The sequence below is a fragment of the Leifsonia sp. LS1 genome, assembly GCF_020521355.1.
GTDB lineage: Bacteria > Actinomycetota > Actinomycetes > Actinomycetales > Microbacteriaceae > Leifsonia.
Genome location: NZ_BPER01000002.1, coordinates 57,264 through 75,875 on the forward strand (window position 1 = coordinate 57,264; position 18,612 = coordinate 75,875).

An 18,612-nucleotide genomic window follows, 5' to 3' on the forward strand; every position below is an offset into this window, starting at 1 on the left:
GGGGACTTTCTGGGGACGTCGTCGGGAGGGGCGACCTCTGGGCGGTTAGGTAAGGCTAACCAAAGCGGGCCGTTGATCAGCGTAGACGACGCAGCGACCCCGGCTTACCGGCGATCGGACATCTCGTGTCGCGCATCCGCCACCGCGACGAGCCGTGCGAAGGCACCGCCGGCGGCGATGAGCCGCTGCGGGGTGCCGTCCTCGACGATGCGTCCGCCCTCCAGCACCACGACGCGGTCGGCTTCCCGGGCGTGGTCGAGGCGATGGGCGACGATCACGGCCGTGCGGCCCGCAACGACGCGGCGCGCAGCCGCGTCGAGCGTTCGCGCCGAATCGCTCCCCGCCTCCGCGGTCGCCTCATCGAGCACGACGACGCCGGGGTTCATCAGGAGCACGCGCGCCAGTGCCAGGTGCTGCGCATGGTGCGGTGCGAGCGCGAGGCCGCCCGCCCCCACCCGGGTGTCCATCCCGTCCGGCAGCAGGTCGACCCACTCCGCCGCGCCCGCGGCGACGAGCGCGCGGCGCACCCGCCCCTCCCCCGCGCCGTCGGCCCCGAGCCGCAGCCCGTCGGCGATCGATCCGGCGAAGACGTGCGGCTCCTGTGCGACGAGAGCGACCACGGACGACCGGACCGCCGCGTCGACGTCGGCGATCGGTGTTCCGCCGATCAGCACACTTCCGGCATCGGGGCGACGGACGCCGGCGATGAGCGAGGCCAGGGTGCTCTTGCCGCTTCCCGTCGTGCCGACGATCGCGACCCGCTGACCCGCCGGGATGCGCAGATCGATCTCGTGCAGCACGGGGGTCCCGTCATAGCCGAAGACGGCGCCTCGCACGACGATGTCGTGCCCGCGCGGGGCCGGCTCCCGCGGCGGCGGGGCCGACGCCGCATCGATCACACCGGCGAGCCTCGCCAGCCCGGCACCCGCACGCTGCACGTCGTCAGCCGTCCCGAGTGCGACGTTGACCGGGTCGAAGAGGGCCGCGAAGAAGAGCGCGGCCGCTGTCGCCTGGCCGACATCGGCCCCGCCGGCGCGGACGAGGACGAACGCGACGACCAGGATCGCGCCGAGCCCGAGGAACTCCGCGAGGTTGAGCCGCCCGTAGAAGCGCGTCATCGTCCGGGTCGCGTCGAGCTCGGCAGCGACCGCCTGCTCCGAGGCGGCGCGGGCACGCAGCGATCGATCCGCCCCGAGGTCGTACGCCCGGACGGTCGGGAGGGCTGCGAACGTCTCCAGCAGTGTCGCCGCTCGGGTGCCCACGGCACGCCGGCTCCGCGCATATGTCCGTGTCGAGCTGCGCAGGTACCAGCGCAGGGTCCAGGCCTGCACGGGAACGGCCACGAGCGCCGCGAGCGCGAACCGATAGTCGAGTCCCGCGAGCCCGGCGAGGGTCACGAGGATCGTGATCGCCGCGCCGAGCAGGCGGGCGAACGCTCCCTGCGCGACCTCCGCCACCTGCTCCACATCGTCGGTCACCCGCGCGACGAGATCCCCGGACGACGACTCCGCGATGTCGACCGGCAGCCGCACGGCGGCGTCGACCACCTCCTCGCGGATCCGGCCGAGCGCGGGCAGAACCGCCCGGCCGAGCAGCACGCCCGCCCCCGCGGCCGCGGCCCCTCCGACCACCGCACACCCCGCGAGCAGGGCGAGCGGCGGGAACAACGCCGAGGCGACGGCGCGCTCCGTCACCAGTTGCGCGATCCAGCCGATCGCGGCGGGGACGCCGAGCCCGGCTCCGGCACCCACGACGAGCAGGCCCGCGCCTCCCAGCAGAGCGGCCCAGGCTCCGCGGAGAGAACGACGGAGTACCGCGCGGATCGTCCGGCCGCGGGCGACCGGGAGCACATTCCGCTCCTCCTCCCGTCGACCCGTCGGCTGCGCTGGAGCGCTCATCGCGCCACCTCGGGGGCGAACTCGACCACGACATCGCATCGGCTCAACACGGCGGGTGAGGAGGTGAGCACGATCGTCGTGCGTCCCGCCCGCAGAGCGCGGACGCGCTCCGCGATGACGTCCTCCGTCACGGCGTCGATCGCGGTCGTCGGGTCGTGCAGCACCAGGACGGGGGCGTCGGCGGCGAGAGCGCGGGCGAGGGCGATCCGCTGTCGCTGGCCTCCCGAGAGGCGGAGCCCGGCCTCCCCCACCTCGCGCGCGGCGATCTCGTCGGCGAAGGCGGCGCGAGCGGCCGGCTCCGTGGCGCGCGCACGTCCGGCTGCGATGTTCTCCTCCGGCGTCCCCGCGAAGAGGTGGCTCTCATGCGGCGCGATCAGCAGGAGGGATGCGCGCGCACGCGCGTCGGGCACCGCGCCGTCGAAGCGGAGCACGCCTTCGCGGGCGGCCAGGGTGGCGAGAAGCGCGCGGGCGCCGCGTCCGTCGAGCCCCGCGACACCGACCATCGTTCCCGGCTCGGCCCGCAGGGTCCCGAAGCGGCCGACCGCTTCGAGCACCGGCGGAGCCGCCTCGGACGTGAGAGCCCCCCGCGCAGAGTCCCCCCTGTCCGCGGTGTCGCGGGCAGGCAGCGGGAGCTCGGCGACGCGCACCGCCGAGGCGTGGGCGCGCGCCGCAGCCGCGGGCAGCGCCGCAAGAGTCTGCAGCGGCCCCGCCAGGAACCGGGCGAGCCCCAACGCCGCGACGAGCCCGCCGAGCGGGAGCATACCGGCGAGGGCGAGCCAGCCTCCCACCCCGACGACGAGAAGCAGGTAGGCGCCCGTCGTCGCGGTCGTCGCGCCGCTGCGGACGGCCTGTGCGTCGACGGCGCGCACGGCCTGCCTGGTCGCCCGCCCGCTCGCCGTCCGGAAACGACGGACCGCCGCCGCCCCCGCACTGAGCCCCGCCAGGACGCGCAGGCCCCGCACGAGGTCTTCCGCGAGCCCGGCCGCCTCGCCCGCGGCCTCCTGCTCCGCGGCGCTGCGCCGGGCGACCCCGCGTGCGATGGCGGCATTGACCAGCAGCACGGCGACGGTCCCCACCACGATGACGGCGCCGAGCAGCGGCGACGCCAGCAGCAGGGCGACGACCGCGACCACGAGCGCGACGAGCGCGGCCGACGCCGACGCGACCATTCCGGCGAACGCTCCCACACGGTCGGCGTCGCTCGATGCGCGGACGAGCAGCTCGCCCGGCGTCCACGCACGGCCGCCAGCCTGCTGCTTGCGTACGACGGCATCGACGACCCGCATCCGAACTCCGTGCGCGGAGAGCTGTTCAGCGCGGGCGCTCGCCCGCGCCCCGAACCGGTATGAGAGCGAGAGCACCGCGAAGTCGGCGCCCAGCACCGCGAGCCAGAGCACGAGGACCCCCGGCTGACCGCGCGCGATCGCCGAGCTGACCGTCGCCCCGATCGCCACAGGCACGAGCGCCTCGCCCACCTGGTGGCCGCTGAACAGCACCGACGCGCGAGCGAGTTCGCTCCACCGGTCGAGCAGAGCGCGCCGCAGGACGGCACCGCCCGTGGCCGGTGCGGGGCGGGGAGTCGTTCGGGGCACGTCCTCGAACCTACGGCGACGACGCGTGACGGCTGAGCGCTATGCTGACAATCAATGTCGCTCGTTCGCCAAGGCCTGGGTCGCATCGCGTGGAACGAGGCTAACCGTCGAGAGGAGGGCCGTGGGCGCCGACGTCATCGTCCTGCACCGCTTCCCGCTCGACCGCGGCGAGGGATTCGACGCTCACGCCCACGACGACCACCAGCTGATCTGGGCGTCTGCCGGCGTGCTGACCGTCGAGGTCGGCGCCCGCTACTGGGTGCTGCCGACCACACTCGGACTGTGGATGCCCGCGGGCATCGTCCATGCCCCGCTGGCCGTGCGCGAGTCGGTGATGGAGGGCCTCTACTTCGACCCCGCACGCACTCCGGTCGACTGGGCCGAACCGACCGTCCTGCAGATGGGCCCGCTCAGCCGCCAGCTGGTCTCCTACCTCGCCCGCGATCTCGGCGCCGAGGAGCGCGAACGCGCCGAGCGCGTCCTCCTCGACACGCTGGAGCCCGTGGGGCGGCGCGCCATCGCGGTGCCCGTCCCTGCTGATCCCCGTGCCCGCGACGTCGCCCGTCTCCTCCTCGACGACCCGGCGGACGCCCGCAGTCTGGACGAGTTCGGACGCGACGTGGGTGCCAGCTCGCGCACACTGCTCCGCCTGTTCCAGTCGGAGACCGGCATGAGCTTCGGCACCTGGCGGACGCACGCGCGCATCCAGGCGTCGGTCGCGCTCCTCGCCGAGGGCGAGCCGGTCTCCCGCGTGGCATACCGCGTCGGCTACAGCACCCCGAGCGCCTTCATCGCAGCGTTCCACCGCGTCTCGGGCACGACGCCCGGGGCGTACTTCCACGCGGGCGAGGGCTCCAGTAGGGCGGACGGGACTTGAACCCGTGACCGGCGGATTATGAGTCCGATGCTCTAACCAGCTGAGCTACCGCCCCGGTCGTGTGCGCGTCCCGTCACTCCGGGGCGGGCACGCTGTCGGCCGCGTCCGTCACCGGGTCCGCCACCGGCTCCCCACGATACAGGCTCTCGAATGTCGAGATCGTGCGCTGGATGTCGTGCGAGGCGACGATCCGGAGGGAGGCGTTCTTGAGCGCGTCGAGCTCGGCCTGCGGCAGCGTCAGCACGCTCTCGAGCTTGTCCGCGAGATCCTGCGCGTCGCCGGGGCGGAAGAGGTGCCCGTTCTCCCCGTCGTGCACGAGGTGCGGCAGCGCCATGGCGTCGGCGGCGACGACGGGGAGCGCGGAGGCCATGGCCTCCATGGTGGCGATCGACTGCAGCTCGGCGATCGACGGCATGGCGAAGACGGTGGCGCGGGTGTACGCGGCGCGGAGCTCTTCGTCCGTGACGTAGCCGAGGAAGTTCACCCGGTCGGCGATGCCGAGGCTCTGCGCGAGCGCCTGGAGGTTCTTGAGCTGATCGCCGCCGCCGACGATCTCCAGCTGGGCGTCGAGGGACGCGGGCAGCAGCTTGACCGCGTTGAGCAGCACGTCGATGTGCTTCTCTCCCGTCACGCGTCCGACGAACAGGATGCGGTTGGCGGTCCGCGGGGTGAAGTCGGGCGTGTAGTTCTGTGCGTCGATGCCGCACGAGATCGCGTGGACGCCGCGGAGGCCCGTGGCTTTCTCGAGGAAGTCCGCCGCCTTGCGCGTCGGGGTGGTCACGGCTTCTGCTCGGTCGAAGCTCTTGCGGGCATCCCGCCACTCCACGGCGATGAGGGCCTTCTGGAGGAACTTCGGGATGACCGTGAACTCCATGATGTTCTCGGGCATGACGTGGTTCGTCGCGACGATGCGGATGCCGCGCTTCTGCGCCTCGTAGGCGAGACCGCGGCCGACCACGATGTGCGACTGGAAGTGGACCACGTCGGGCTGCACCTCGTCGAGCACGCGGCGCGCGTTGGCCTTGCTCATCCAGGGCAGGGCGAAGCGCAGCCAGTCGTGCGGGTACCAACGCCAGCTGCGGAGCCGATGCGCGGTCATCTTCTGGCCCTCGTGCTCCTCCACCCAGGTGCCGTGCGTGCGGCTGGCGGCGGGGGCGATGATGTGCAGGTCGTGGCCGCGCTCGACGAGACCAGCGGCGAGGCGTTCGGCGAAGCGCGCGGCGCCGTTCACGTCGGGCGGGAAGGTGTCGCAGCCCATCAGGATGGTCAGTGGCTTGCGAGCCGGGGCGGGCGGGGTACTTGTCGTTCCGCTCGGATCTGGCACGTGGATGGTCCCTACTGTCGTGGGCCGGGTCGATGGCCCGGCGACGGTTTCGGCTCGCCGGGCGGTGGTCCGTCCCGGCCGATTCACCGGCCTAGTCTAGGCCGGATTTCCCGGAGTCCTCCGCGACGCGCGCGGCGATCGGCGCCTCGGGTGCGGCTTGGGGGTGGTGCTTCGCGAGTTGGAACACGCCGTACATCGCGACCGCGCCGGTCAGCGCGAAGCCGAGCATCGCCCACCACGGCGCGCCGGCCGCCTCGTCGAGGACGACGATGCCGATCGTCACGGCGACCAGCGGGTCGATGACGGTGAGCCCGGCGATGACGAGGTCCGGCGGTCCGGAGGAGTACGCGTTCTGCACGAAGTAGGCGCCGAGTCCCGCCGCCGCGAGCAGCGCGACGATGGCGCCGACGAGGAGCCAGTCCCACTCGTTGTTCGAGACGCGGTCGATCACGACCTTCGCGAGCGTCGCGACGAAGCCGTAGAGCACGCCGGCGCCGACGATGTACATGATCGCCTTGAACCGGTGGCGCAGGAACAGGAAGAGTCCCCCGAACACGAGCAGGACGACGGCGAGGATGATGAGGATGACGATCAGCGAGCGGCTCGTCACCGGAACGTCGCGGGCGAACACCGCGGCGATCAGCACGAAGGCGCCCACGCCGCCGACGCAGAGACTCACGGCCACGATCGACCGCCGGTTGAGCCGCACACCGCTCACGCGCGCGTTCAGGATGCTGGTGATCACGAGCCCGACCACGCCGAGCGGCTGCACGAGGATGATCGGCGAGAGCTTGAGGCTGACGAGCTGGAAGACGATCGCGAGCCCCAGCAGCAGCGTCCCGATGACCCAGGACGGCCGGGCGAGCAGCAGCCCGAGCTGACGGAGGTTCAGGCCGGACGACGCCTCGGTCGTCTGCGCCTCCACCTTGGCGACGCCGTGGTGCTGCAGCTGAGCGCCGATCGAGAGGAAGCAGGCGCCCACGAGCGCGATGGGGATGCCGAGGAGCTGACTCGGCTGATACGACAGCTCGAGCGCGTCCATCAGTTCCGTACCCACCCCACGACCCTAACCGACATGCAGCCGATAGTCTTGCCGAATGGCCGTCCTCCCCATCCGGATCACCGGAGACCCCGTCCTGCACTCCCCCGCTTCGCCCGTGGTCGACTTCGACGACGACCTGCGCCGGCTCGTGGCGGACATGTTCGAGACGATGGACGAAGCGCCCGGTGTCGGTCTCGCCGGCCCCCAGGTCGGCGTGGCCCTGCGGCTCTTCGTCTTCGGCTGGACGGACGACGACGACGTCCTCCACCGCGGCGTGGCCATCAATCCCGAGCTGTGGCAGAGCCCGCTCGCGACCGGAGAGCTCGACGAGGACGAGGAGTCGGAGGGCTGCCTCTCGTTCCCGGGTGAGCGCTTCCCGCTCCGCCGGGCTCAGCGCGTCGTGCTCCGCGCGGTCGACCTCGAGGGCGAGCCTTTCGAGATCGAGGCGGACGGCTGGCTGGCCCGCATCTTCCAGCACGAGTACGACCACCTCGACGGTGTGCTCTATGTCGACCGCCTCGCGCACCCCTACGCCAAGGCCGCGCTGAAGGCGCAGCGCAAGAACAGCTGGGGCGTCCCCGGTCTGAGCTGGCTGCCCGGGCGCGACCACCTGGAGGACTGAGCGAGCTGCCGCAGGCTAGCGGCGCAGCTCCACTCCGTGCACTCCGTTGTGGTGCCGCAGTGCGGGGAACACGACCGAGAGCGAGAATCCGACGCCGGGGACCGTCTTGGCGGTGAGGACGCCGCCGAACAGCGCCGCCCGGTCGCGGAGCTCGTTGAGGCGCACACCGTCGATGTACTCGGTGACGGCGCGCAGGTCCTCTTCGATCGTGTAGGTGGTCGCCTGGTCGACGCCCTCGCGGTCGAGGCCCTGGCGGCGTGCCGCGGCGCGGATGCCGTCGTCGTCGACGCTGACCTGGAGGCCGTCCTGCGTCCAGCTGAACGCCACGGTCACCCGCGTGCCGGAGCCGCCGTGGGTGAGAGCGTTCTCGAGGGCGGTCTGGAGGATGCGGAAGACCGCGAGCTCGGCTCCTTGCCGGAGCGCGAAGGATTCGCCGCTCTCGGTGAACGCGACCTCGATCCCGGCGTCGCGCATGACACGGAAGAGGTCGCGGGCCGAGTGGAGGCGCGGCTGCGGTTGCGCGGCGTCCTGGCCTTCGCGGACGACGTTCTGCAGGCGGCGCAGATCGCCGAGCGCCTCGCGCGCGATCGTCTCCAGCGCAGGTGTGGCGCGCGCAGCCGCCTCCGGGTCGGTGGTGGCGGCGTAGCGGATGCCCTCCGCGTGGGCGACCAGCCGATTGACCGTCTGGACCGCGATGTCGCCGAGCTCGCCGGCGATGCGGAACCGACCGGCCTGTTCGGCGAGCTCGAGCTCGCGGTCGATGCGGTCCCACTCCGACTCCTCGCGGGAGCCGCGCAGCCGCCGGTGCCTGCGGAGCTCCAGGAGCCACAGCGCGAGGAACGCCGCGGCGGCGGCGAGCAGCACGGCGCCGACGGTCAGGGCGAGCGGGGTCATCACGGTGTCTCCTCCTCGGCCGCCTCGCGCGGCCCGGACGATCCTATCCCGGGCCGCGCGAGGGGTGGAGCCGAGGCGCTCAGGCGCCGTCGGTGCGGTTCGCCCGCAGCACTTCGAGCCGGGCGCGGTACTCGGCCTCGTCGATATCGCCGTTGGCGTAGCGCTGCGCGAGCGTCTGCTCCGCCGAGCGGGTGGCCGAATGCGGACCCCAGCCCGCGCCGGGCCCGTACCCGCCTGGGCCGTACCCGCCGCGCATCGCGGCCGCCCGACGCCAGCGGCGACCGGCGAGCCCGAAGAGGAGCACGAACACCGCTACCCAGAAGATCGGGATGAAGATCCACCACCAGCCGAACCCGGGTCCGGCCCAGACGGTGCAGGGGGCGGCGGCGAGTGCCGTCGCGACGGAGGAGCTGAACATGGTGCGTCCAATCGGTCGATGTCCGTCCGCGGCTCTCGCGGACGATGCATCCAGCCTCCGCTCGGGGCCCCCGCCGCGAATCCGCCGCCGGGAGTGACCTGGCCTACTCCCCTGGGTGCACGGCCGAGTCGGTCAGCTCCGCCCGGGGCGTACCAGTCCGGTCTCGTAGGCGAGCACCACGAGGTGCACGCGGTCGCGGGCGCCCAGCTTGGCGATGATGCGCGACACGTGGGTCTTCGCCGTCAACGGGCTCAGATAGAGCCGCTCGGCGATCTCCGTGTTGGTGAGCCCGTGGCCGACGAGGGCGAGGACCTCCCGCTCCCGATCGGTGAGCGCCGAGAGGCGCTCCAGGTCGGGGGCCGGGCCGAGGCCGTCCGCGACACGGGCGATCAGCCGGCGGGTCGCGCCGGGCGACAGCAGGGCGTCTCCCTCCGCGACGACGCGGATCGCGCGCAGCAGCTCGACCGGCTCGGTGTCCTTCACGAGGAATCCGCTTGCGCCCGCCAGGATGGCCTGCGCGACGTACTCGTCGAGCTCGAAGGTCGTGACGACCACGACGCGGGTCCCCGCGAGCGCCGGGTCGGCCACGATCTCCGCGGTCGCCCACAGCCCGTCGCCGTCGGGCATGCGGATGTCCATGAGGACGACGTCCGGGTGGGTCCGTCGCACCGCGGCGACGGTCTCGCGCCCGGTCGGAGCCTCGCCCACGACCTCGATGCCGTCCTCGGCCTCGAGGAGCGCCCGGAACCCGGCGCGGACGAGATGCTGGTCGTCCGCCAGGAGCACGCGGATCACGCGGCCTCCGCCGGACGGGCGGGCAGACGCGCCTCGACGGTCAGGCCGCCGCCGGGCGTCTCCCGCGTGGCGAAGCGGCCGCCGAGGAGCTCTGCGCGCTCGCGCATCCCGAGCATCCCCTTGCCCTCGATGAGGGGTTCGCCCGCACGATTGCGGCCGTCGTCGGCGATGGTGAGCACGTACCAGCCGCCCTCCTCGGCGAGGCGGATGCGGACGATGTGCGCCTGTGCGTGCCTGCCTGCGTTGGTGAGGGACTCCTGCGCGATCCGGTACAGGGCGTGCCCGGTCGCGGCGGACGCGCCCTCCCCCAGCGCATTCTCGTACGTCACGTCGAGCCCCGCGCGCCGATACGTCTCGACCAGCACGGGGATGCGGGACAGGTCCGGCTCGGGACTGCGCTCGGCGTAGCCGTCCGAACGGAGGAAGCCGAGGACGCCGCGCACCTCCTCGAGCGCCTGACCGCTGGTCGTCTTGATGGCTTCCAGGCTCTCGCGCGCCTTATCGGGCCGGGAGTCGAAGAGGTGCAGACCGACACCGGCCTGCACGCTGATCTGTGACAGCGAGTGCGCGAGGACGTCGTGGAGCTCGCGCGCGATCCGCAGCCGCTCCGCCTCCGCCGCGGCCTCGCGTCGCGCCGCGATCGCCCGGGAGATCTCCCGGTACCGCTCGCGCCGGTTGCGCACCGCCTCCCCGACCCCGACGAGCAGGCACAGGATGAGCGCCAGGATCAGCGGACGGATCATCGCCGTGGGCCGCTCGGTGAGGAGGAACGCAGCGAGAGGAGCGGCGACGGCGAAGCCGGCGAGCGTCCACCACGCCCAGACCCGAGCGCCCCGGACCACGGCTCCGACGACGGCGAACGCGAGCGGGACGGCGGCGAACGGCGGCCCCGACGTGAGTGCGATCGCGGGAGCGCAGAGCACGGCCACGGCGACCAGCACGGCGCCGGGATGCGGGCGACCGAACGCCAGGAGCGCGGAGGACAGGAGCGCCACGGCGACCGCTGCCGCCGTGAGGGGGTGCGCCGCGCCGTCACCGAGCGCGATCAGCACGCCCGGCACCTGGATCAGCGCCGCGACGACGACCGGGAACCAGCGCGATCCGCGGGGTCGCTCCGGCGCCGCCCAGCCGGGCACGCGCCCTCCCGCGAGCGGATCGATGCGGGAGGACCAGGCCATCTCCCCATGCTAATCACGCGCCGCAGCGCCGACGTGCGCCCGGGGGCGTGATGCGGATACTCCCGGCTACTCCCCCGGGAGTACGCGGTTCGCACACAGTCGGCTCGCGGATCGTGCTCGGCGTCGCCTCCGCGCCACGCGCATCCTGGCGCGCGGTCATCATCATTCGGGGCTCGGAGGGAGACCGGGCGCATGAACGACGGATGTATTCCGCATCGGGCATGAAAAAAGATCCCGATCGACTCGCCCTGCTCTTATGCATTGGGCTCATCGACCGGGATCCGGTGGCTCCCCGACTTGGACTCGAACCAAGAACCTGCCGGTTAACAGCCGGCTGCTCTGCCAATTGAGCTATCGAGGAATGCTTGTTCAGCGAAGCTACTGTAGCAAGGATTCGACCGGGTTATGAAATCGGCACTGCATCTCGCGCGCGTCGCGCCGGGGCGCGCTCAGTAGCCCGCTTCGGGGTCCACCAGACCGACGAACCGGCCGTCGCCGAGGAAGGCCGACACGTTGAGTCGCACGCGCTCGGCGAGCAACGGCGCCACCATCTCCGGGGTGTCCGCCTGGTGCGGGGTGATGAGGCAGCTCGGCTCGTCCCAGAGCGGATGACCGTCCGGGAGCGGCTCCGGGTCGGTCACGTCGAGGCCGGCGCCGGCGATCCCGCCGTCCCGGAGGGCGGCGAGCAGCGCGTCCGTGTCGACGAGTCCGCCACGGGCGATGTTGACGAGGAGGGCGGTCGGCTTCATGGCCGCGACCTCCGGCGCACCGATCAGCTCCCGTGTGCCGCCGGTGAGCGCAGCCGCGACCACGACGATGTCGGCCGTCGGCAGCGCCTCCGCCAGACGGTCGGTCGTGAGCGTCCGCGCGGCCCCCGGGACCGGCTCGGCCGAGCGCCGCACCACCGTGATGCGGGTGCCGAACGGCTCCAGCAGCCGCATCAGCTCGAGCGCGATGCCGCCTGCTCCGATGAGCACGACGTCCATCCCGTACAGGGAACGACCTTCGGGCTCTGTCGCCCAGCTGCGGGCGCGCACCCGCTTCGGAATGACCCGCAGCAGCGCCAGGGCGAGGGTGAGGGCGTGCTCCGCGACCGGCTGCGCGTAGGCGCCCTTGGCGCTCGTCCACACGAGACCGGGACGCGCGTGCGCCGCGATCGTCGGGGAGAACGCGTCGACGCCCGCGAACGGCAGCTGGACCCAGGTGATCGACGGGTGCGCGTCCATGGCCGCGGCGAAGCCGTCCGGGTCCCTGTAGTCCAGCCAGACGAGCCCTCGGGTGCTTTCGGAGAGGGGCGCGACCGTCCCTCCCCCTGCCCGGACCGCGTCGACGAAGGTCTGCTCGGCGCGGGGCATGATGGCGATCGGGCCCGGCTCGGGCCGTCGATCGGCCGGAAGCGGCCGGACCTCTCCGGCGAGGACGGCGCGATGCTGCCCCGCACCGGATGCGGTGGACGACGACATGGGGTACTCCCTGTTCACTCGGCGATCCTCACTCGGCGGCGCGCTGCGGTCGGCGCTCGGTGCGACGGGAGGAGGTGCCCAGCGCCTTCGCCAGCCCGGCGACGAACGGGTGCGTCGGGTCGGCGAGCACGTCCTCGATGGGGCCGTATCCGACGGTGCGGCCGGCCTGCAGCACCAGGCACGCGTCGGTGGCACGCCGCAGCACCGAGGGATCGTGGCTCACGATCACGGCCGAGAAGTCGTCGTGCCCCCGCAGCTGAGCCAGGAGGTCGATCACCGCATCGCGGACGGTCGCGTCGATCCCGGCTGTCGGCTCGTCGGCGACGAGCACGCTCGGTCCGAGCACGAGCGCCCGGGCCAGCGCCACGCGCTGCCGCTGACCGGAGCTGAGCTCGTACGGGTACTTCGTCAGCACGCTGAGCGGCAGGTGCACAGTGTCCAGGATGGTGGCCGCCCGCGCCCCCGCGGCCCGGCGCGAATAGTGCTGGTCGCGCTCGAAGATCGGGAGCGTCACGTTGTCCTGCACGGTGAGCGACGGCTCCAGCGTGCTCGCCGCATCCTGTGGCAGGTAGCCCACGTGGAACGTCACCTCGGCCAGATCGCGCCTCCGCGCCTTGCGCAGAGGATGTCCGAGCACGGTCGCCTGGCCGCCGCTGATCCGCGGGCCCGGGTCGGCCGACCGGGGCGGCAGCACGTGCCCGGCCAGCACCTCGGCGAGCGTGCTCTTGCCCGAACCGGTCTCGCCGAGGACGCCCAGGATCCTCCCCGTCTCCAGCCGGAAGCTCACCCCGCGCAGCGCGACGCACGACGGGCTGACGCCCCGCGCGGGGTACTCGACGGACAGGTCGCTGACGACGATGGCGGGATCGGAACTCACATGACGACCCTAGGCGCTCTGCTCCCTCAGGGCGCGGAGCGCCTCGCGCCGCTTGGCCTGTTCCACCGGATCCGGCACCGGGAGGGACGCGAGCAGCCGCTGTGTGTACGGCTCCTGCGGGTCGACCAGCACCTGCTCACCGGTGCCCTCCTCCACCAGCCTGCCGTGGTGCAGCACCGCGATCCGGTCCGCCAGCAGGTCGACGACGGCCAGGTCGTGGCTGATGAACAGCGAGGCGAAGCCGAACTCGCGCTGCAGCTCGGCGAAGAGCTCCAGCACACGCGCCTGCACGGAGACGTCGAGCGCGGATGTCGGCTCATCCGCGATCAGGAGCGACGGCTCGAGCGCGAGCGCTCGGGCGAGGCTCGCTCGCTGTCGCTGACCTCCCGAGAGCTCGTGCGGGAACCGGTCGCCGTAGCTGCGGGGCAACTGAACGGCCTCGAGCAGCTCGTCCACGCGGACCCGGGCGTCGGCGGGCGAATCGGCACGACCGTGCACCACGAGCGGCTCGGCGACGCAGTCGGCGATGGTGAGCAGCGGGTTGAAGCTCGATGCCGGGTCCTGGAACACGAACCCGATGTCGCTCCGCACGGGACGGAACTCCCGCTCCCGGACGCCGTTCATCTCGATCCCGAGCACGTTCAGCGAACCGCCCGTCACCCGGTTCAGCCCGGCGATCGCGCGGCCGATGGTCGTCTTGCCCGAACCGGACTCGCCCACCAGGCCGAGCACCTCCCGCGGCCGGATCTCGAAATCGACGCCGTCGACCGCCACGAAACCAGGGCGTCCCAACCGGCCGGGGTACTGGATGCGCAGGTCTCGGGCTGCGACGACGGGAGCCTGGTCGGCCGTCGACTGCCGCGCTGCGGCGCGCTCGCGGGTCTGCACCGTCCCCTGCCCGATCTTGGGCACGGCCGCCAGCAGCTTCTTGGTGTAGTCGGCCTGCGGCGAGGCGAACAGCGTCCGCACATCCGCCTGCTCGACCAGTCTGCCCTGGTACATGACCGCCACCCGGTCGGCGAGGTCGGCGACGACGCCCATGTTGTGGGTGATGAGCACGATCGCGGCGCCGAACTCGTCGCGGCAGCGGCGCAGGAGGTCGAGGATCTCGGCCTGGACCGTCACGTCGAGCGCGGTGGTCGGCTCGTCGGCGACGATGAGCCCGGGATTGAGCACCAGCGCCATCGCGATGACGATCCGCTGCTTCTGCCCGCCGGAGAACTGGTGCGGGTAGTACTTCACCCGCTTCTCCGGCTCCGGGATTCCCACCCGCTCGAGGATCTCCACGGCGCGAGCCCGCGCCTCCTTCCTGGAGAGCTTCCCGTGGGCCCGGAGGCCCTCCGCGATCTGCCAGCCCACCGGGTAGACCGGGTTGAGAGCCGTCGAGGGCTCCTGGAACACCATCGCGACATCGGTGCCGCGCACGGCGCGCAACTGGCGCTTGCTCAGCGTGACGACATCCGCTTCGCTCCCGCCGTCCTTGCTGCGCAGCACCACCGCTCCCGAGGCGGTGGCCGTCTCGGGCAGCAGTCCGAGGATGGTCTTCGCGGTGACCGTCTTGCCCGAACCCGATTCGCCGACGATCGCCAGGACCTCTCCCGGCGCCACGCTCAGCGTCACATCGTCCACGGCCTTGACCGCCCCGCCGTCGGTGGCGAACGTCACCGACAGATTGTCGATCTGCACCACGGTGTCCAACGTCTCCGCGTCGCTCACGGCTTCACCTCGATTCCGTGCTCGTCGAAGGACTCGCCGCCCTCCAGTCCGTCCAGGCCGGCCGGCCCTGCTTCCAGCGGTCCGCCGGGGACCACCGAGGTCTCCGCGACCAGTCCCGAGGCCGCAGCGGCCCGGCGTCGGCCCCGCAGGCGCGGGTCGGCCAGGTCGTTGAGGCTCTCGCCGACGAGGGTGATGCCGAGCACCACCAGCACGATCGCCGCACCGGGGAACACCGCGGTCCACCAGATCCCGCTCGTGACATCCGAGAGCGCCTTGTTGAGGTCGTAGCCCCACTCGGCCGCCGCGGTCGGCTCGATGCCGAAGCCGAGGAATCCCAGCCCCGCCAACGTCAGGATCGCCTCGGAGGAGTTCAGCGTGAAGATCAGCGGCAGCGTTCGCGTGGAGTTGCGCAGCACGTGCCGGAACATGATGCGGGTGTTGCTCGCCCCCACCACCTTCGCCGACTCCACGTACGCCTCCGCCTTGATGCGCACGGCCTCGGCGCGGATCACGCGGAAATACTGCGGGATGAACACGACGGTGATCGAGATCGCCGCCGCGAGGATGCCGCCCCAGAGGCTCGACTGCCCTCCGCTGACGACGATCGCGACGATGATCGCGAGCAGCAGGGACGGGAACGCGTAGATCGCATCGCAGATGACGACGAGCACCCGGTCGAGCCAGCCGCCGAAGTACCCGGACACGAGCCCCAGCACGACGCCGGCGAAGATCGACAGGACCACCGCGACGATGATGACCAGGAGTGCCGTCTGCGCACCCCAGATCGTGCGGGAGAACACGTCGTACCCGCCGACCGTGGTGCCCCAGATGTGCGCGCCGCTCGGGGGCTGCTGCGAGCCGAACTGTCCGCCCGGACCGCTCAGCTGCGAATAGCCGTACGGGGCGACGATCGGCGCGAAGATCGCGATGAGGATGAACAAGCCCGTGATGGCGAGGCCCGCGATCAGCATCCCCCGCTGCAGCCCGACGCTCTGCCGGAGCTGGTGGACGACGGGAAGGCGGGACCAGAGGGAGCGCCTGGCGGCTGGTCGAGGCCGAGCCGACGTGTCGATGTGCTGCGTCATCGTCAGTACCTCACTCTCGGGTCGATGAGCGCCGCGATCACGTCGACGATGAAGTTCGTCAGCGCGACGATCACCGCGAGGAGCGCGACGAGCCCCTGCACGGCGACGAAGTCGCGTGCCGAGAGGTAGTGGAACAGCTGGAAGCCCAGTCCCTTCCACTCGAACGTCTTCTCGGTGAGGATCGCACCGCCCAGCAGCAGAGCGATCTGCAGGCCGATGACGGTGATGATCGGGATGAGCGCCGGACGGTAGGCGTGCTTGCGGACGAGCCTGCTCTCGCGGACGCCGCGCGACCGCGCCGCGTCCACATAATCGGTCGACAGCGTCCCGATCACATTGGTGCGCACGAGCCGGAGGAAGACCCCCGCGGTGAGCAGGCCGAGCGCGATGCCGGGGAGGATCGCGTGCGAGAGCACATCCCCCACCACAGCCGGGTCCCCGGTCTGGATCGAGTCGATCAGGTAGATGCCGGTCTTGGTGTCGAGCGTCTGCATCTCGATCTCCGAGCCGGTGGAGGCACGGCCCGCGACCGGCAGCCAGTTCAGCCAGACGGCGAAGACGAGTTTCAGCAGCATGCCCGCGAAGAAGACGGGCGTGGCGTAGCAGATGATCGCGAAGACCCGCAGCACCGCGTCCTGCCCCTTGTCGCGGAAGTAGGCCGCGACCATCCCGAGCGGGATGCCCACGATGAAGGCGACGATGAGCGCGTAGAACGCGAGCTCGAGGGTCGCCGCGCCGTAGGTGATGAGCACCTGCGTCACGGGCTGGTTGTCCGTGAACGTCGTGCCGAAGTCTCCGCGCAGGATCATGCCCAGGTAGTCGAAGTACTGGACGATGAGCGGCCGGTCGTATCCCGCCTCGTGGATGCGCGCCTGCAGCTGGGCGGGCGGCAGCTTGCCGCCGAGCGCGGCCGTGATCGGGTCGCCCGTCGAGCGCATCAAGAAGAAGACGACGGTGACGAGGATGAAGATCGTGGGGATGATGAGCAGCGCGCGGATGATCAGGTACCGGCCGAGGCCGCCTCCCGATCGTCGCTTCGCCGTCGTGCGTACGGGGCCGGGGGCCGCTCCGGGCGCCGGAGTGCTGACTGTCGCGGTCATGGAAGCCAATCGTGGTGGTTCGTGGGAGGGGGCGGCCCGCACGCGACGGACCGCCCCCGGTTGCCGGCTGTGCGGCTCAGCCCTTGGCGAGGGCCGCGTAGCGGAACTTGAACGACGGGTCGAGCGTCTTGTCGGCGCCCGTCACCGTCTTGCCGACCACGGCGACCTGCGCACCCTGCAGCAACGGCAGCGTGCTGAGGTCGGCGCCCACCTTGGCCTGGATCTCCTCGATCAGCTTGGTGCGGGCGTCCTTGTCGGTGGTGCCGAGCTGCTGCTCGATCAGGGACTGGACCTGGGGGTTGTCGTAGTGGTTCGCCAGGAAGTTGTCCTTGATGAAGAACGGCGACAGGTAGTTGTCGGCGTCGGAGTAGTCCGGGAACCAGCCGAGCTGGTACGCCGGGTAGACGTCGGCGGTGCGGTCCTTGGAGTACTGGACCCACTCGGTCGACTGCAGGTTGACCGTGAACAGGCCGCCCTTCTCGAGCTGCTCCTTGACCAGCGCGTACTCGTCGCCGGAGGACGGGCCGTAGTGGTCCGGGTTGTACTGCAGGCTCAGCGCGACCGGAGTGGTGACCCCGGCGGCCTCCAGGGTCTGCTTCGCCTTCTCGAGGCTCGGGCCGCCGTTGCCGTCGCCGTAGAGGTCCTTCAGCACCGTGGTGGCACCGGTCAGCCCCTCGGGCACGAACGAGTAGAGCGGGGTGTAGGTGTCCTTGTAGACCTGCTTCGCGATCGCGGAGCGGTCGACGAGATCGGCCGCCGCCTGGCGGACGGCCAGCGCCTTGGCCGCATCGGCCTCCGGCGTGGTCGCGCCGTACGGCTGCGTGTTGAAGTTGAACACGATGTAGCGGATCTCGCCGCCCGGGCCCTTGACGACCTTGACGTTCTTGTCGCTGCCGAGGCTCTCGATGTCCGTGGCCGACAGGCTGCGGAACGCGACGTCGATCGAGTTCTTCTGGATGTCGAGCTTTAGATTGGACGAGTCGGCGTAGTACTTGACGTTGACCTTCTCCGTCGCCGGCTTGCCGAGCAGGCCCTCGTAGTTGGGGTTCGCCTTGTACGCGATCAGGTTGTTGAAGTCATAGCTGGTGATGTCGTACTGGCCGGCGAAGGCGTGGCCCTTGACGATGTCCGCGTCCGGCGTGACCTTGTCGGCCGAGAAGACCTGCTCGTCCACGATCGGGCCGGCCGGGCTCGAGAGCGCCTGCGGGAAGGTCTGATCGTTGGCGACCTTCAGCTTGAAGACGACCGTCGTGTCGTCCGGGGTGGAGACGCTGTCGAGGTTCGCGAGCAGCGAGGCCGGACCGTTGGGGTCGTTGATCTTCAGCTGGCGCTCGAAGGTGAACTTCACGTCCGACGAGGTGAGGTCGTGCCCGTTGGCGAACTTGAGGCCCTTCTTGAGCTTCACGGTGTATTCGTTCGGCGATGTGAAGTCGGCGCTCGTGGCGATGTCCGGCTTGACGTCGGGGCTGCCGTACGGGGTGTTCAGGAGGAACGGGTAGACCTGGTTCATGACGGCGAACGAGCCGTTGTCGTACGAGCCGGCCGGGTCGATCGACGTGATCTTGTCGGTCGTTCCGATGGTCAACGTGCCGCCGCCGCCGGAGCTGCTGTTGCTCCCGGAGCAGCCGACGAGCACGAGCGCGGTCGCCGCGAAAGCGGCGGAGACGGCGAGGATGCGCCGACCGCGGATGTGTGCGGATGTCATATCCGAATACCTCTTCCTGGTGTGGG

The 18,612-nt window shown here is 71.4% G+C and carries 16 protein-coding genes and 2 tRNA genes; 2 read left to right on the forward strand and 16 right to left on the reverse strand.

What is annotated here, in order from left to right:
- Positions 1-104: 104 nt before the first annotated feature.
- Both LLS1_RS03610 and LLS1_RS03615 read right to left on the reverse strand, forming a co-directional pair.
- The gene (locus LLS1_RS03610) at positions 105-1,898 is read right to left on the reverse strand and encodes an ABC transporter ATP-binding protein (RefSeq protein ID WP_226653651.1); all 1,794 of its coding nucleotides are present in this window, start codon (positions 1,896-1,898) and stop codon (positions 105-107) included.
- Entirely contained in the window at positions 1,895-3,490 is a 1,596-nt protein-coding gene (locus LLS1_RS03615) for an ABC transporter ATP-binding protein (protein WP_226653652.1), read from the reverse strand. Before LLS1_RS03615 ends, LLS1_RS03610 begins: the two co-directional genes overlap by 4 nt.
- A 121-nt stretch (positions 3,491-3,611) precedes the next feature.
- Here LLS1_RS03615 and LLS1_RS03620 point away from each other — a divergent pair, with 121 nt between their 5' ends.
- Positions 3,612-4,367 carry an AraC family transcriptional regulator gene (locus tag LLS1_RS03620; RefSeq protein ID WP_226653653.1) on the forward strand — a complete coding sequence of 252 codons (756 nt, stop codon included), beginning with the start codon at positions 3,612-3,614 and terminating at the stop codon, positions 4,365-4,367.
- Here the strand turns inward: LLS1_RS03620 and LLS1_RS03625 are convergent.
- The 3 genes from LLS1_RS03625 to LLS1_RS03635 all read right to left on the reverse strand — a co-directional run bounded on the left by LLS1_RS03625 (position 4,349) and on the right by LLS1_RS03635 (position 6,748).
- Positions 4,349-4,422 (reverse strand) — tRNA-Ile (locus tag LLS1_RS03625). The genes LLS1_RS03620 and LLS1_RS03625 overlap by 19 nt on opposite strands.
- A gap of 18 nt (positions 4,423-4,440) precedes the next feature.
- Positions 4,441-5,691 carry a glycosyltransferase gene (locus tag LLS1_RS03630; protein WP_226653654.1) on the reverse strand — a complete coding sequence of 417 codons (1,251 nt, stop codon included), beginning with the start codon at positions 5,689-5,691 and terminating at the stop codon, positions 4,441-4,443.
- Between the two features lie 91 nt (positions 5,692-5,782).
- Positions 5,783-6,748, reverse strand: a complete 966-nt coding sequence (locus LLS1_RS03635) for a DMT family transporter (protein WP_223356277.1) — start codon at positions 6,746-6,748, stop codon at positions 5,783-5,785.
- 40 nt (positions 6,749-6,788) lie between these two features.
- Here LLS1_RS03635 and def point away from each other — a divergent pair, with 40 nt between their 5' ends.
- Positions 6,789-7,355 (forward strand): peptide deformylase, encoded by a 567-nt coding sequence (gene def, locus LLS1_RS03640; RefSeq protein ID WP_223356275.1) that lies wholly within the window; start codon positions 6,789-6,791, stop codon positions 7,353-7,355.
- A 15-nt stretch (positions 7,356-7,370) separates the two neighbouring features.
- Here the strand turns inward: def and LLS1_RS03645 are convergent, their stop codons facing one another.
- The 11 genes from LLS1_RS03645 to LLS1_RS03695 all read right to left on the reverse strand — a co-directional run bounded on the left by LLS1_RS03645 (position 7,371) and on the right by LLS1_RS03695 (position 18,586).
- A complete protein-coding gene (locus tag LLS1_RS03645) occupies positions 7,371-8,249 on the reverse strand; it encodes a sensor histidine kinase (RefSeq protein WP_226653655.1) in 879 nt (292 codons plus the stop codon).
- A gap of 79 nt (positions 8,250-8,328) precedes the next feature.
- Positions 8,329-8,667, reverse strand: a complete 339-nt coding sequence (locus tag LLS1_RS03650; protein WP_226653656.1) for an SHOCT domain-containing protein — start codon at positions 8,665-8,667, stop codon at positions 8,329-8,331.
- 132 nt (positions 8,668-8,799) lie between these two features.
- Entirely contained in the window at positions 8,800-9,462 is a 663-nt protein-coding gene (locus LLS1_RS03655; protein WP_226653657.1) for a response regulator transcription factor, read from the reverse strand.
- Positions 9,459-10,640, reverse strand: a complete 1,182-nt coding sequence (locus LLS1_RS03660) for a sensor histidine kinase (protein ID WP_226653658.1) — start codon at positions 10,638-10,640, stop codon at positions 9,459-9,461. Before LLS1_RS03660 ends, LLS1_RS03655 begins: the two co-directional genes overlap by 4 nt.
- Positions 10,641-10,925: 285 nt before the next feature.
- Positions 10,926-11,001 (reverse strand) — tRNA-Asn (locus LLS1_RS03665).
- Positions 11,002-11,089: 88 nt separating this feature from the next.
- Entirely contained in the window at positions 11,090-12,103 is a 1,014-nt protein-coding gene (locus LLS1_RS03670; RefSeq protein ID WP_226653659.1) for a D-isomer specific 2-hydroxyacid dehydrogenase family protein, read from the reverse strand.
- Positions 12,104-12,131: 28 nt separating this feature from the next.
- Positions 12,132-12,980 carry a dipeptide/oligopeptide/nickel ABC transporter ATP-binding protein gene (locus LLS1_RS03675; RefSeq protein WP_308443788.1) on the reverse strand — a complete coding sequence of 283 codons (849 nt, stop codon included), beginning with the start codon at positions 12,978-12,980 and terminating at the stop codon, positions 12,132-12,134.
- A gap of 9 nt (positions 12,981-12,989) precedes the next feature.
- Positions 12,990-14,678 carry an ABC transporter ATP-binding protein gene (locus tag LLS1_RS03680; RefSeq protein ID WP_226654029.1) on the reverse strand — a complete coding sequence of 563 codons (1,689 nt, stop codon included), beginning with the start codon at positions 14,676-14,678 and terminating at the stop codon, positions 12,990-12,992.
- A 14-nt stretch (positions 14,679-14,692) separates the two neighbouring features.
- Positions 14,693-15,781, reverse strand: coding sequence for an ABC transporter permease (locus tag LLS1_RS03685; protein ID WP_226653660.1), 1,089 nt, complete (start codon positions 15,779-15,781; stop codon positions 14,693-14,695).
- A 2-nt stretch (positions 15,782-15,783) separates the two neighbouring features.
- Entirely contained in the window at positions 15,784-16,881 is a 1,098-nt protein-coding gene (locus LLS1_RS03690) for an ABC transporter permease (protein ID WP_223356259.1), read from the reverse strand.
- A gap of 76 nt (positions 16,882-16,957) precedes the next feature.
- Complete coding sequence (locus LLS1_RS03695; RefSeq protein ID WP_226653661.1) at positions 16,958-18,586, reverse strand: ABC transporter substrate-binding protein; 1,629 nt, start codon at positions 18,584-18,586, stop codon at positions 16,958-16,960.
- Positions 18,587-18,612 lie beyond the last annotated feature (26 nt).

Excerpts from the sequence above, each read along its gene's own strand:
- LLS1_RS03610 (WP_226653651.1), bottom strand. The coding sequence starts at position 1,898 with ATGAGCGCTCCAGCGCAGCCGACGGGTCGACGGGAGGAGGAGCGGAAT.
- def (WP_223356275.1), top strand. The coding sequence starts at position 6,789 with ATGGCCGTCCTCCCCATCCGGATCACCGGAGACCCCGTCCTGCACTCC.
- LLS1_RS03645 (WP_226653655.1), bottom strand. The coding sequence starts at position 8,249 with ATGACCCCGCTCGCCCTGACCGTCGGCGCCGTGCTGCTCGCCGCCGCC.
- LLS1_RS03650 (WP_226653656.1), bottom strand. The coding sequence starts at position 8,667 with ATGTTCAGCTCCTCCGTCGCGACGGCACTCGCCGCCGCCCCCTGCACC.
- LLS1_RS03660 (WP_226653658.1), bottom strand. The coding sequence starts at position 10,640 with ATGGCCTGGTCCTCCCGCATCGATCCGCTCGCGGGAGGGCGCGTGCCC.
- LLS1_RS03670 (WP_226653659.1), bottom strand. The coding sequence starts at position 12,103 with ATGTCGTCGTCCACCGCATCCGGTGCGGGGCAGCATCGCGCCGTCCTC.
- LLS1_RS03685 (WP_226653660.1), bottom strand. The coding sequence starts at position 15,781 with ATGACGCAGCACATCGACACGTCGGCTCGGCCTCGACCAGCCGCCAGG.
- LLS1_RS03690 (WP_223356259.1), bottom strand. The coding sequence starts at position 16,881 with ATGACCGCGACAGTCAGCACTCCGGCGCCCGGAGCGGCCCCCGGCCCC.
- LLS1_RS03695 (WP_226653661.1), bottom strand. The coding sequence starts at position 18,586 with ATGACATCCGCACACATCCGCGGTCGGCGCATCCTCGCCGTCTCCGCC.